Source organism: Streptomyces plumbidurans (assembly GCF_019857225.1).
GTDB lineage: Bacteria > Actinomycetota > Actinomycetes > Streptomycetales > Streptomycetaceae > Streptomyces > Streptomyces plumbidurans.
In genome coordinates this window covers 15,871-29,706 of sequence record NZ_JAFJSY010000033.1, presented here as the reverse complement: position 1 = coordinate 29,706, position 13,836 = coordinate 15,871, and the positions used below count along the sequence as shown (strand labels likewise).

Here is a 13,836-nt window from a genome sequence, read left to right as displayed (position 1 = left end):
TCGCTACACGTCCCGCTTCTGCAGCAGCGCGACCGCTCCGGCGAACGCCGCGGCCGTCACGCCCAGGGCGATCCACAGCGGGTCCCAGCCGGTCGGGCCCGAGTCGCTGAGGGAGTTGGTGTAGAAGACGCCGAGCTGGTTCGGGATCGAGTAGTCGAACAGCGCCTGGCGCAGGTCCTCGAGCGCCGAGGAGACCATGAAGAGCGCGATCACCAGCGGCGCCAGCACCAGGCCGATCATGAGGGTGATGGCGCCCGCCGAGTGCCGGATCACCGAGCCGACGACGAGCGAGAGCAGCCCGATCAGCGCGACGTAGAGCGAGATGCCGAGCGTGCCCTTCAGCCACTCCGAGTTGCTCGGAGTCCTGGCGCCGTCCAGCAGGGCCACGTCCGCGAGGGCGACGAGCAGCACCGAGACGAAGGTGACGACGAAGGACACGGCGAAGAACACGATTGCCTTCGCCGCCAGCACCCGCGGCCGCGAGGGGCACGCGGTCATCGTGGTCCGGATCATGCCGGTGCCGTACTCGGAGGCGGTGGTCAGCACGCCGAGCGTGATGATGCACATGCTGCCGAGGAGCAGTCCGAAGACGCCGAAGGAGAGCGGGTTCTCGCCCCTCAGGCTGCCCTCCGACTCGTTCGAGGCGAGCAGCGAGGCGGTCAGCAGACCGATGCCCACCACGAGCAGCACGAACACCCCGAGCGTCCACATCGTGGAGCGCACCGACCTGATCTTCGTCCATTCCGAGGCGATCGCGTGCCCGAGGTGCGTGCGTACGACGGGGATCGGCGAGGTGTAGCCGGGATACGGCGAACCGGGCGCCGCCGCCTGCAGGTCGGGCGGGGCGGTCTGCGGCATCGGGGGCTGGGGCGTGCTCATCGGGCGTCCTCGGGCTTGGTCAGGTCGGCGGGGGCAGGCGGCTGCTGGGGCGCCTGGGGCGCGGCGGGCGCCGGCTGGGCGTACGGGTTGCTGCCGTCCGCGCCGGGCGCCGACGGGGCGCCGTAGGGCCCCGGTTGGGGCTGTCCGGCGCCGGCGTACGGGCCCTGGCCCTGCGGCATCGCGAACGGCTGCCCGCCCTGCTGGGGCGGCGGCGGGGCGTACCAGTCGGGCTGGCCCTGCCCGGGCACCGGCATCGGCGGCTGCGCGCCCGGCGGCAGGGGCTGCATGAGCCCCTCCTTCTGGTCGATCGTCGAGCGGTAGTCGACGGCCCCCTGCGTCATGCGCATGTACGCCTCCTCCAGCGAGGCCTGGTGCGGCGACAGCTCCCACAGGCGTACGTCGGCGTCGTGCGCGATGTCGCTGATGCGCGGGAGCGGCAGTCCCGTGATGCGCAGCGCGCCGTCCTGCTCGGGCAGCACGTGACCGCCCGCCTCGGTCAGCGCGGACGTCAGCTTCTCGCGCAGCTGCGGTTCGCTGTCGGGGGTGCGTACGCGCGCGAAGTCGGCGGAGTTGGCCGAAATGAAGTCCTTGATGCTCATGTCGGCGAGCAGCTGGCCGCGCCCGATCACGATGAGGTGGTCGGCGGTCAGCGCCATCTCGCTCATCAGATGGGAGGAGACGAAGACGGTGCGGCCCTCCGCGGCCAGCGCCTTCATCAGATTGCGCACCCAGAGGATGCCCTCGGGGTCGAGGCCGTTGACCGGCTCGTCGAAGAGCAGCACCTGCGGGTCGCCGAGCAGCGCGGCGGCGATGCCCAGCCGCTGCCCCATGCCGAGCGAGAACCCCTTGGAGCGCCTTCTGGCCACGTCCTGGAGCCCGACCACGCCCAGCACTTCGTCGACCCGGCGGGCCGGGATCCCGGAGAGCTGGGCCAGGGACAGCAGGTGGTTGCGGGCGCTGCGGCCGCCGTGCACGGCCTTGGCGTCGAGCAGCGCGCCCACCTGGCGGGGGGCGTTGGGGAGTTTGGGGTACGGGTAGCCGCCGATCGTCACCTGCCCCGCCGTGGGGTTGTCCAGGCCGAGGATCATCCGCATCGTCGTCGACTTGCCCGAGCCGTTGGGCCCGAGGAACCCGGTGACGGCACCCGGTCGCACCTGGAAGGAAAGGTTGTACACGGCGGTCTTGTCGCCGTAGCGCTTGGTCAGGCCGACAGCCTCGATCATGCTCCGCACCCATCGAAAGGATCAGGACAGCGGGGCACACGCCCCCGTAAGGGTTAGGAGGATATCCATGCGCTGACGGTTCCGCTCAAGAGGAGGTAAAAGACCGGCCCCGTTCACGCGTCGCGGCGCTTCAGCAACACGTAACCGCCGACGAGCACGGCGATCACCCACAGCGCCATGATCCCGAGGCCGCCCCAGGGGCCGTAGGGGGTGTCGTCGTCGATCGGCGTGATCACCTGCATGATCTTGCTGCCGGCCTGATCGGGCAGGTACCGGCCGATCTTCTTCGTCGCGTCGACGTTGCCCAGGATGTTGGAGATCAGGAAGAAGAACGGCATCAGGATGCCCAGCGACAGCATCGGCGAGCGCAGCATCGCGGCGACGCCCATGGAGAAGACCGCGATGAGGGTCATGTAGACACCGCCGCCGATCACGGCACGCAGCACGTGCGGATCGCCGATCTCGGCGCGGTGCGAGCCGAGCATCGCCTGTCCGAGGAAGAACGCGACGAAGCTGGTGACCAGCCCGACGGCCAGGGCGAGCGCGGTCGCCACGGCGATCTTGCTGAACAGGAAGGTGCCGCGCTGCGGCACGGCGGCCAGCGAGGTGCGGATCATGCCGGTGCTGTACTCGTTCGAGACGACCAGCACCCCGAACACGATCATCGCGAGCTGGCCGAGGCTCATCCCGGCGAAGCTGATGAAGGTCGGGTCGAAGGAGAGCCGGTCCTTCGTGCTCATGTTGTCGAACTCGTTGCTCGACAGCGCCGAGATCAACATGCCGAGCGCAACGGTGACGACCACGGCGAGGGAGAGCGTCCACACCGTGGACGCCACCGACCGGATCTTGGTCCACTCGGACTGTACGACCTGGGCCGCGGTCATCGCCTGCTCCTGTTCCAGTCGTCGCCCCACTGCCGCGGTTGCGGCTGCTGCGCTTGCTGCGCGGCGGGCGGCGGCACGTCATAGGGGGCGTCCGTGTGCGCGTGGTATTCCACCGACCCCGCGGTCAGCTGCATGAACGCCTCCTCCAGCGAGGCCTGCTGCGGGCTCAGCTCGTGCAGCACGATCTGGTGCTGCGCGGCCAGCTCGCCGATCTGCTCGGCGCTGCCGCCGTCCGCCTCCAGCACACCGCTGCCGGACTCGACGACGGTGACACCGGCCAGGTGCAGCACATCGAGCAGCCGCTCGCGCTGCGGGGTCCGCACGCGGACGTACGACCGCGAGTTCTGCGCGATGAAGTCGGCCATGGAGGTGTCGGCGAGCAGCCGCCCCTGTCCGATGACGACGAGGTGGTCGGCGGTCAGCGCCATCTCGCTCATCAGATGGGAGGAGACGAAGACGGTGCGACCCTGCGCCGCGAGCGATTTCATCAGATTGCGGATCCAGTGGATGCCCTCGGGGTCGAGGCCGTTGACGGGCTCGTCGAACATCAGGATCCGGGGGTCGCCGAGCAGGGCGCCCGCGATGCCGAGCCGCTGCCCCATGCCGAGCGAGAACCCCTTGGCCTTCTTGCGGGCGACGGCCGTCAGGCCCACCGTGTCGAGCACCTCGGCCACCCGGCGGCCGGGGATGCCGTTGCTCTGCGCGAGGCACAGCAGGTGGTTGCGGGCGCTGCGGCCGCCGTGCATGGCCTTGGCGTCGAGCAGGGCGCCGATGTACTTCAGCGGGTCCTTGAGCCGGTCGTAGTGCTGCCCGTCGATCCGGACGTCCCCGGCGGTGGGCCGGTCGAGGCCCAGCATCATGCGCATGGTGGTGGACTTGCCGGCCCCGTTCGGGCCGAGGAACCCGGTCACCATGCCGGGTCTGACGGTGAAGGTGAGGTCGTCGACCGCCAGCTTCTCGCCGTACCGCTTGGTCAGGCCCTCCAGCTCGATCATGCGGCCACGCTAAGACCCGGGTTGGGCCCCTGCCACCCGTACGGCCAAACAGAGTCGCACGACGAAGGGCCCGCACCGTTCGGGGGAGAGGGTGCGGACCCTTCGCGTTGCCGTCAGGCGGTGTTACCGGGACTGCTGGGCAGGAACCCCACGGGTGATCGGCTCGTCCTCGGTCGGCGTGCCGGCGGCGGCCACCGCGGCGCCCGTGAGCGTCGCGAGCATCTCGCGGACGTTCGTCAGCTGGGCGTTGATGCTGTCGCGGCGGTTGGTGAGGGCGGCCAGCTCGCGCTCGGATTCCGAACGGATGCGGTCGGCCTTGGCGTTGGCGTCGGCCACGATGTCCTCGGCCTGGCGCTGGGCCGTCTCCACCGTCTGGCGGGCGCGGCGCTCGGCGTCCGTGCGCAGCTTCTCGGCCTCCAGGCGCAGCTGCTCGGCGCGGTGCTCGATCTCGGCCAGGCGCTTCTCGGCCTTGGCCTGACGGGACGCCAGGTCGCGCTCGGACTGCTCGCGGCGCTTGGCGAGGTTCGTCTCGAAGTCGGCCGCGGCCTGGGCGGCCTTGGCGCGGGTCTCCTCGAAGAGGGCGTCCGCCTCCTCGCGCTTGGACTGCGCGTCCTTCTGCGCCTCGGAACGCAGCTGAGAGGCGTCGCTCTTGGCCTTCTCGACGATCCGGACGCCCTCGTCCTCGGCCTTGGCCTTGCGCTCCGCCGCGAACGATTCTGCGTCGTTGCGGACCTGCTGGGCCGCCGACTCGGCGAGTTCGCGGTGCTGCTCGGCCGCGCGCCTGGCCTCCTCGCGCAGATCCTTGGCCTCCTCCTCGGCGAGGCGGAGGATCTTCTCGACACGCGCGCCGAGACCGGCGTACGACGGCTCGGCGTCGGTCACCTGAGCCTGGGCGTTCTGCGTCTCGAGGTGGAGCTCCTCGATGCGCTTTTCCAGAGCGGTGATACGGGCGAGGGCACTGTCACGGTCGGAGACGAGCTTCGAGATCCGTTCGTCCACCTGAGCGCGGTCGTACCCACGCCGCACAAGCTCGAAGCCGTAGGGGGAAGTGTCGCTCATGGGGTTCCTGTCAACTGAGACCGGTGAGGTGATAGGGGGAATCCTAGGGGCCGAAGCGGTGTGTCATCGAGCGGATACGTGTTTGATCTGGAGAATGACACCCCTTTTGAGTGGCTAGCCGGCGGACCACTTGCCAAAAACTCGGTCAAAGGCCCCAGACGGCACCGGATGCGGGCCTGTCGATCAACTGTCCGACGGCTTACCCGAACGAGGGGCGCCGACCGTGGCTCCGGCCTTGACGCCACCGTCCTTGCCCGCCCCGGGGGCCTCGAAGGACTCCAACGCCTCCAGCACGTCCTGGACACGGGAGATCTCGGCGTTGATGTCCTCGCGGCGGCGCACCAGGATCTCCAGCTCACGCTTGCCCTCCTCGACCGTGCGCTTGGCCTCGAGGACCGCCTCCGCCTTGAGCTCCTCGGCCTCCTTCACGAGCGCCGACTTCTTCTGCTCGGCCTCCTTCAGGAGCCCCTCGGCCTTCTTCACGGCGGCGATACGGACCTTGCCGGCCTCCGAATTGGCCTCCGAGACCAGCTCCTTGGCCTTCGCCTGCGCCTTGGCCAGCTGCTCCTCGGCGGCCTTGATGAGCGCGTCGCAGCGGTCGCCCGCCGACTTCATCGTCTCGGCCGACTCCCGGCGGGCCCGCTCGTGCAACGCCTCGATCTCGCCCGTGATGCGGTCCCGCAACTCCTCGGCCCGCTCACGGATCGAGGTGGCGTCCCGGCGCGCGCCGACGAGCAGTTCGTCCGCGTCCGTACGGGCCTTCTCCACCCGTGCGTTGCCCTCGACCGTCGCCTCGGCCACCAGGCGGTCGGCCTCGGTGCGGGCCGCGCCCACCATGGTGTCGGCCTGTGCCTCGGCGTCGGCGGTGGTCTTGTGGGCCTGCTGCTGAGCCTCGGTCAGCAGCTTGTCGGCCTCGGCCGTGGTCTCCGTGATGAGCTTGTCGACCTGCTCGGCCACGTCCTGGCGCCGCTTGCTGGCCTCCTTGCGGACCTCGTCCAGCGTCCGGTCGGCCTCCTCGCGCGCGGAGTTGACGAGCCGTTCGGCCTCCGCCTCCGCCTCGGCGCGCAGCCGGTCGGCCTCGCTGCGGACCCGCTCCGCGTGCTGCTGGGCGGAGCCGACGGCCTCGGCGGCCTCGGCGCGCAGCCGCTCCGCGTCCCCGGTGGCGTCCGCGATGAGCTTCTCCGCCTTGGCGACCGCCTCGGCCCGCAGCCGGTCCGCCTCGGTGACCGTCTCCGTGGTGAGCCGCTCGGCCTCGTTGCGTGCCTCGGTGATCAGGGTGTCGGCCTGCGTGGCCGCGTCCGAGCGGATGCGGTTGGCGTCGTCGCGGGCCTCGGCCCGGGTGCGTGTCGCCGCCTCGTCGGCCTCCGCGATCGCGTCCGAGGCCTCCGTGCGCACCCGCTGGGCGTGCTCGGCCGCCTCCGAGCGCAGCCGCTCCGCCTCCGCGATCGCCTCCGAAACGGTGCGCTCGGCAAGCGACTTGGCCGCTTCCGTCTCCCCGGCGGCCTCGCGCCGCAGCCGGCCCGCGTCCTCGCTGGCCCGCTCGCGCTCGGCGTAGGCGTCGGCGCGGACCCGGTCGGCCTCCTCCTGGGCCTCGCGCCGGGTGCGGTCGGCCGCGTGCTCGGCGGCGCTGCGCAGCCCGGTGATCTCCTCCTGCGCCTGCTCGTGCAGCCCGGACACCGAGTCCCGTACCTGCTGGGCGTGCAGCTCGGCCGCCGAGACCATCTCGTTCGCGCGCCGGTCGGCCTCCTCGACCAGCCGGACCGCCTCGGTCTGCGCCTCCTCGACGCGGTTGCGCGCCGAGGCCAGCAGCTCCTCGCTCTGCTCGCGGGCCCGCTCCCGCTCCTGGTCGGCCTCGGTGCGCGCGGCGCCGAGGAGTTCCTCCGCCTCGCGCCGGCGCCGTTCGGCCTCCTCCTGGGCGGCGGCCAGCGTCTCCGTGGTCTCCGTGGCCAGCCGCTCGGCGGCCGCCTGGGCCTCCGACCGGATCCGGTCGGCGGTGTCCTGCGCCTCCGCCTTCAGCCGCTCGGCCTCCGAGGCGGCCTCCGAACGCAGCCGTACGGCGACGGCCTCGCCCTCGGCGCGGGACGCGGAGGCGTCCGAGGCGGCCTCGTTGCGCAGCCGCTCGGCCTCCGCCTCGGCCTGCTGCTGCAGCGTGCGGATCCGCTCGGCGGCCTCGGTACGCAGCCGCTCGGTCTCCTCGGCGGCCTCGCGGCGGATGCGTGACGCCTCCTCGCGGGCCTCCGTCAGCGCCTGCTCGGCGGCGGCGAGGCGCTCCTCGGCCTCGGTGTGCAGCCGCGTCAGCTCGTCGGCGGCCTCCGCGCGACGGGCCGCTATCGCCCGCTCGGTCTCCTCGTGCAGCTCGCGTGCGGCCCGCTCGGCGTCGGCCTTGATGCCCTCGGACTGCTCGACGACCTCCTCGCGGTGCCGCTCGGCCTCCTGCCGGGTGCGCTGCAGCGTCTCCTCGGCCTGCCGGCGCAGCGTCGTCGCCCGCTCGATGGCCTCGGTGCGGACCTTCTCGCTGTCCGTCGTCGCCTTCTGGCGCAGCTCGTCGGCGTCCTGCCGGGACTTGGCCAGCAGCTCCTCGGCGGTCTTCGCAGCCTCCTCGATCTGCTGGACGGCCTCCTTGCGGGCCTCCGCGCGGATCTTCTCGCCCTCGGCGACCGCGTCGGCACGCAGCTGCTCGGCCTCGCCGCGCAGCCGGCGGGCCTCCTCCTGCAGCTCGACCGTCTTGGCGCGGTACTCCTTGGTGTCGTCCTTGGCCGCACCCTTGAGCTGCTCGGAGATGTCCTGCGCCTCGGAGCGCAGCCGGTTCGCCTCCGCCTCGGCCTCGGCGCGGATCCGCTCGGCCTCCTCGGCGGCGGCCTTCGTGGTGTTCCGCGCGTCCTCCTGCGCCCTGTTGAGGACGTCCTCGGCGGTCTTGGCCGCCTTCGACAGCTGGGTCGCGCTCTCCTCGGCGGTGATCGTGCGGGCCTTCTCGGAGGCCTCGGCGACGATCCGCTCGGCCTGGGCGCGGGCGTCGGCGACGACCTCCTCGGCGGCGGACCGGGTGGCCTCGGCGTCCTTGGTGGCCTCCTCGACCAGCCGGGCGACCTGCTCGCGCGCCGTGCGCGTGCGCTGCTCGTTCGCCGACTCGGCGCTGGCGAGCGCCTTCTCGGCGGACGCCGTGGCCTCGGTGATCAGCTTGTCGGCCTCGGCCTGCGCCTTGCGCAGCGCCTCCTCGGCCTCCGCCATCCGCTGCTCGGCGGCCCGGCTCAGCTCCTGCGCCTGGCGCCGTGCGCTGTCCGACTCCGAGACGGTGGAGGTGCGCAGCTGCTCGGCGTGGTCGGTGGCCTCCTGCGCCTGGGTGGAGGCGGCGTTGAGGAGCCGCTCGGCGTCCGTGCGGGCCCGGCGCAGGATCTGCTCGGCCTCCGCGCGGGCCGCCTCGGCGTCGTTCGTCAGGCGCTCGCGGGCCTCGGTGGTCAGCCGCTCGGCCTCCGCGCGCGCCGCGGCCATGGCCTGCTCGGCCTCGGCGCGGGACTCCTCCAGGAGCCGGCGGGCCTGGGACTCGCTGCGGGCGCGCAGCTGCTCGGCCCACGCCACGTTCTCGTTGACATGCGACTCGACGGTCTGGCGGCGCTCGGCGAGCTCCTGGTCCAGCTGCTGGCGGCGGGTGACCGCCTCCTGGTGCAGCTCGGCCTGCAGCCGGGCGGCCTGCTCGGCGTGCTCCTGGAGGATGCGCTGGGTCTGCGCGCGCACCTGGCTCAGCTCGCGCTCTGCGTCCTGACGCAGCTGGTCGGCCTGCATCTGGGCGTTGCGGAGCAACTGCTCGGCCTGGTAGCCGATGTCACCGCCGTCGAAGGAGGGCCGGGACATGAGGGTGCGGCGCGCCTCGTGCAGCTTGGCGCGCAGCACCTCGACCTGGTAGCCGAGGTCCTCGGCGTGCTGGATCGCCTTCTCCCGCTCGGTCTTCAGCCGATCCATCTCGGCCTCGAACCGAGAGAGGTGGTCGACGTCAGCCGCCGGCTCTCGCTCCTGGCGTTCGTAGCCCCGCACTGCGCGGTCCCATCCGTCCCCTGGTCGCAAGTCTGGCCAAACGAGCTCCGTCCGTCCGACGGACGGGGCCCCCGGGGGAATGGTGTCAGATCAACGGCGGAGCATGGGCTGCTGCCCCGACGCTCGCCCCCCGAAACCCGGACCCCGGCATGTGGCCACCCCGGTTCGAGGAGCGACCGCCCCCAACCCTACCGGCCCATATGTACGAGGGTCAGTGCTCAGGTGACTCAACAGGCGCCGAAGTGACCAGTTCTGTCAGTACGCCATGGCAATCCTTGGGGTGCAGGAACGTGATCCGTGACCCCATGGAGCCGCGTCGCGGCTCTTCGTACAGGACGCGGACGCCCTTTTCCTTCACGGAGGCGGCGTCGGCGTCCACGTCGGCCGTGCCGAAGGCGATGTGGTGGACGCCCTCGCCGTTCTTGTCGAGCCACTTCGCGACGGTCGAGTCCGGCCGCGTCGGCTCCAGGAGCTGCAGATACGAGGCGCCGCCGTCGGAGGTGTCGTTGATCTTGAGCATGGCCTCGCGCACGCCCTGCTCCTCGTTGACCTCGGAGTGGAACACCTCGAAGCCGTAGGTGGCCCGGTAGAACTCGACGGTCTTGTCGAGGTCGAAGCAGGCGATCCCGATGTGGTCGATTCGCGTCAGCATGTGTGTCAGTGCAGCGCGCTTCGTATGGTTGCGCAACGTGCCAGCGATCACATCGACGGCCGGGTGACGGCACGGAGTGCCACTCAGTACATTCGAAGTAAACCCTCGTTCACTCCTCGGCTGTGCAGCCGGTAAGGGGATCGCAGCTCATGTCATCTGGAACGAACACCTCGGTGATCGTCGCGGGCGCGCGTACGCCCATGGGCCGGTTGCTCGGCTCGCTCAAGTCCTTCTCCGGGGCCGACCTCGGCGGCTTCGCGATCAAGGCCGCCCTCGACCGTGCGGGGATCGGTGGCGACCAGGTCCAGTACGTCATCATGGGCCAGGTGCTGCAGGCCGGTGCGGGGCAGATCCCGGCCCGCCAGGCGGCCGTCAAGGGCGGCATCCCGATGAGCGTCCCGGCGCTCACCGTCAACAAGGTCTGCCTGTCCGGCCTCGACGCCATCGCGCTCGCCGACCAGCTGATCCGCGCCGGCGAGTTCGACGTGATCGTCGCCGGCGGCCAGGAGTCCATGACCAACGCGCCTCACCTGCTGCCGAAGTCCCGCGAGGGCTTCAAGTACGGCGCGATCGAGATGCTCGACGCCATGGCGTACGACGGCCTGACCGACCCGTGGGAGAACATCCCCATGGGCGAGTCGACCGAGAAGCACAACACGCGCCTGGGCATCGGGCGCGCCGAGCAGGACGAGATCGCCGCCCTGTCCCACCAGCGCGCGGCCGCCGCCCAGAAGAACGGCGTCTTCGAGGCCGAGATCACCCCGGTGGAGATCCCGCAGCGCAAGGGCGAGCCGGTCGTCTTCAGCAAGGACGAGGGCATCCGCGGCGACACCACCGCCGAGTCCCTGGGCAAGCTGCGCCCGGCGTTCACCAAGGACGGCACGATCACCGCCGGTACCGCCTCGCAGATCTCGGACGGTGCGGCGGCCGTGGTCGTGATGAGCAAGGCCAAGGCGCAGGAGCTGGGGCTCGAGTGGATCGCCGAGATCGGCGCCCACGGGAACGTGGCCGGTCCGGACAACAGCCTCCAGTCCCAGCCGTCCAACGCGATCCTGCACGCCCTGAAGAAGGAGGGCCTGGAGGTCTCCGACCTCGACCTCGTCGAGATCAACGAGGCCTTCGCCGCCGTGGCCGTGCAGTCAATGAAGGACCTCGGGATCTCCACGGAAAAGGTGAACGTCAACGGCGGCGCCATCGCCCTCGGTCACCCCATCGGCATGTCCGGCGCCCGTCTGGTGCTGCACCTGGCGCTGGAGCTGAAGCGGCGGGGCGGCGGTGTGGGCGCGGCCGCGCTGTGCGGTGGCGGCGGTCAGGGTGATGCACTGATCGTGCGAGTGACCAAGGCCTGAGGCCTCGGTAAGCGAACCTCTGAACGGAGCTGTGATGCAGGACGTCTCCACCCTGGTGACCCAGGCCAGGGAAGGCCGGCCGCGGGCCGTGGCCCGGCTGATCTCGCTGGTCGAGGGGGCGTCCCCGCAGCTGCGGGAGGTCATGGAGGCGCTGGCGCCGCTGACCGGGAACGCGTACGTGGTCGGCCTGACCGGCTCCCCGGGCGTCGGCAAGTCCACCTCGACCTCGGCGCTGGTGACGGCGTACCGCAGGCAGGGCAGGCGGGTCGGGGTCCTGGCCGTCGACCCGTCCTCGCCGTTCTCCGGGGGCGCCCTGCTCGGCGACCGTGTGCGGATGTCCGAGCACGCCTCCGACCCCGGCGTCTACATCCGCTCGATGGCCACCCGGGGCCATCTGGGCGGCCTCGCGTGGTCCGCGCCGCAGGCGATCCGGGTGCTGGACGCGGCGGGCTGCGACGTCATCCTGGTCGAGACGGTGGGGGTGGGCCAGTCGGAGGTGGAGATCGCCTCCCAGGCCGACACCAGCGTCGTCCTGCTGGCGCCCGGCATGGGCGACGGGATCCAGGCGGCGAAGGCCGGAATCCTGGAGATCGGTGACGTCTACGTCGTCAACAAGGCCGACCGCGACGGCGCCGACGCCACCGCTCGCGAGCTGAACCACATGCTGGGCCTGGGCGAGTCCCGCGGGCCCGGCGACTGGCGCCCCCCGATCGTCAAGACGGTCGCCGCCCGCGCGGAGGGTGTCGACGAGGTCGTCGAGGCGCTGGAGAAGCACCGCGCCTGGATGGAGGAGCGCGGTGTGCTGGCCGAGCGGCGGCTCGCCCGCGCCGCCCGCGAGGTCGAGACCATCGCGGTCACGGCCCTGCGCGAGCGCATCGGCGACCTGCACGGCGACCGCCGGCTGAGCGCGCTCGCGGAGCGCATCGTGGGCGGCGAACTGGACCCGTACCGCGCGGCGGACGAGCTGGTGGCGGGGCTGACGCAGAGCTGACGCGGGATTGCCGTGGCCGACTCCCGGCCGCCGCTGCTACGTTGAACGACATGTACCTCCTCATGGCATAGGGCACATCCGAGCCCGCGCGACCGTGCTGTACGGCCCGCGCGGCGATCCGATGTCCCCTTTTCGCCTCGAGTCGAGGAACTCCCGTGTCTTGCACACCAGTTGTACGGCCGTCGTACGCCGCCGTCCTCCAAATCCCGTACGCCCGCCGCACCTTCGCGGCGGCCCTGCTCGGCAGACTGTCGTACGGAATCGTCCCCCTGTCCGTGATGCTCGCCGTGACCCGGGCCACCGGGTCGTACGCGGTGGCGGGCACCGTCATGGCCCTGTTCGGCGGCACCAGCGTCTTCCTGTCGCCCGCGAGGGCGGCCCTGATCGACCGTCACGGGCCGCGCCGCGCGCTCGTCCCGATGGCGGGCGCCTACTGCGCGCTGCTCGGCCTGCTGACGGCGCTCGTATGGCGCCCGGGGTCCGCCTCACCGCTCGTCGTGGGCGCCGTGACTGCCGCGGCCGGTGCCTGCACGCCTCCGCTGGGACCGACCATGCGGGCCGTGTGGAGCGGGCTCGCCCCGGACCGGGCGCTGCTGCAGCGCGCATACAGCCTGGACGGGGTCGCCGAGGAACTCCTTTTCGTTTCCGGGCCGTTGGCGGTCGGCGTGCTCGTGGGCCTCACCCCGCCGTCGGCCGGGATCGTCCTCGGTACGTGCCTGATGGCAGCCGGGACCGCCGGGTTCGTGAGCTCGCCCGCCGTGCGGGGGATGCGTCCCGCCGGACGGAAGACGGGTGAGCGGCGCGCTGCCGCCCCGCGAGGGACGCTGCGCGGCATCCTCCGGCCCGTCGTCGGCGCCGCCGGCGTGGGCCTCGCCCTGGGGGCCGTCGACCTCGTGGTCGTGGCCTTCGCCGGGCAGCGGCACTACGGCGACGACGCCGTGGCCTGGACGCTGGCGGCCCTGTCGGCCGGGAGCGCCGTGGGCGGCCTGCTGAACGGAGCCGTCCCCTGGCGCGCCCCGGCGGGCGCCCGGCTCCCGCTGATGGTCGCCGGCCTGGGCACGGCCCTCCTCTGCGCGGCCCTCGCCCCCGACCTCGTCACACTCGCACTCACACTCGCAGCCGCCGGCTTCTTCGTAGCCCCGGCCCTGACCACCGCCTACCTCACCGCCGACGACACGGCGCCCCCCGAAACCCGCGTACGAGCCGGGGCCTGGGTCAACACAGCCGTAAACGCAGGCAGCACAGCGGGTTCAGCCGCAGCTGGGCTTTCGCTGGGCGGGGTATCGACGGCCCTGTGCTTCACGGCGGCGGGCGCGGCGGCCCTGCTCACGGCCGTGGCCACGGCCAGGGGACGGCACCGGCCGCGGCAGGAGGTCGCCCCGACGTCCGCCGCCGCGTGACGATCGTCGGTCGTCGCTTCTGCTCGTCGCCCCAGGAGCCGGGCTCTTGGTGGTCGGGCTGCCGATCGCGGCGTGCTGTGCGCCGAAAGGAAGCGGCGGCCCCGCTAATGGCCTCGGCCACCGGGAGGACGCTGCACCGCGCTGCGCGAGGTCGCCACCGCCTCCGCCGCCGCGTGACGTCCGTCGGCCGTCGCTTGCGGTCTTCGCCACCGCAGCCGCTCTCCTGGTCAGCGCCCTGCCGACGGCCCTGTGCTTTGCGGCGGCAGGGATGGTGGCTCTGCTGGGGGCGCGAGCCCCCGCGAGGACGCTGCACCAGCCGCCGCGGGAGGTCGTGGTCCACGACAGGGACGGTGTGCCCGAGGGCGACCGCGAGCG

General features: G+C 72.0%; 10 protein-coding genes. 3 read left to right on the top strand and 7 right to left on the bottom strand.

The genetic code is table 11. From position 1 onward, the window contains the following. Window positions 1-3: 3 nt before the first annotated feature. The 7 genes from JYK17_RS21555 to mce form a co-directional block, all read right to left on the bottom strand. Entirely contained in the window at window positions 4-879 is an 876-nt protein-coding gene (locus JYK17_RS21555) for an ABC transporter permease (protein ID WP_108014922.1), read from the bottom strand. Next, window positions 876-2,102 carry an ABC transporter ATP-binding protein gene (locus JYK17_RS21550; protein ID WP_108014923.1) on the bottom strand — a complete coding sequence of 409 codons (1,227 nt, stop codon included), beginning with the start codon at window positions 2,100-2,102 and terminating at the stop codon, window positions 876-878. Before JYK17_RS21550 ends, JYK17_RS21555 begins: the two co-directional genes overlap by 4 nt. Before the next feature lie 113 nt (window positions 2,103-2,215). Then, window positions 2,216-2,986 carry an ABC transporter permease gene (locus tag JYK17_RS21545; RefSeq protein WP_108014924.1) on the bottom strand — a complete coding sequence of 257 codons (771 nt, stop codon included), beginning with the start codon at window positions 2,984-2,986 and terminating at the stop codon, window positions 2,216-2,218. Beyond that, complete coding sequence (locus JYK17_RS21540) at window positions 2,983-3,981, bottom strand: ABC transporter ATP-binding protein (protein ID WP_108014925.1); 999 nt, start codon at window positions 3,979-3,981, stop codon at window positions 2,983-2,985. The genes JYK17_RS21545 and JYK17_RS21540 overlap by 4 nt, the downstream gene beginning before the upstream one ends. Window positions 3,982-4,104: 123 nt before the next feature. After that, window positions 4,105-5,040 (bottom strand): coiled-coil domain-containing protein, encoded by a 936-nt coding sequence (locus tag JYK17_RS21535; protein ID WP_108014926.1) that lies wholly within the window; start codon window positions 5,038-5,040, stop codon window positions 4,105-4,107. Between the two features lie 183 nt (window positions 5,041-5,223). Continuing rightward, complete coding sequence (gene scy / locus JYK17_RS21530) at window positions 5,224-9,069, bottom strand: polarized growth protein Scy (protein WP_108014927.1); 3,846 nt, start codon at window positions 9,067-9,069, stop codon at window positions 5,224-5,226. Between the two features lie 211 nt (window positions 9,070-9,280). Further along, on the bottom strand, window positions 9,281-9,721 hold the full coding sequence (mce, locus tag JYK17_RS21525) for a methylmalonyl-CoA epimerase (RefSeq protein WP_108014928.1): 441 nt from the start codon (window positions 9,719-9,721) through the stop codon (window positions 9,281-9,283). 149 nt (window positions 9,722-9,870) lie between these two features. On the opposite strand from mce, the gene JYK17_RS21520 reads away from it, so the two are divergent. The 3 genes from JYK17_RS21520 (at window position 9,871) to JYK17_RS21510 (ending at window position 13,461) form a co-directional block, all read left to right on the top strand. Beyond that, a complete protein-coding gene (locus JYK17_RS21520) occupies window positions 9,871-11,070 on the top strand; it encodes an acetyl-CoA C-acetyltransferase (protein WP_108014929.1) in 1,200 nt (399 codons plus the stop codon). Between the two features lie 34 nt (window positions 11,071-11,104). After that, window positions 11,105-12,061 carry a methylmalonyl Co-A mutase-associated GTPase MeaB gene (meaB, locus tag JYK17_RS21515; protein ID WP_108014930.1) on the top strand — a complete coding sequence of 319 codons (957 nt, stop codon included), beginning with the start codon at window positions 11,105-11,107 and terminating at the stop codon, window positions 12,059-12,061. 155 nt (window positions 12,062-12,216) lie between these two features. Next, window positions 12,217-13,461: an MFS transporter gene (locus JYK17_RS21510; protein ID WP_222811015.1), complete on the top strand. Its 1,245-nt coding sequence runs from the start codon at window positions 12,217-12,219 to the stop codon at window positions 13,459-13,461. Window positions 13,462-13,836: the final 375 nt, after the last annotated feature.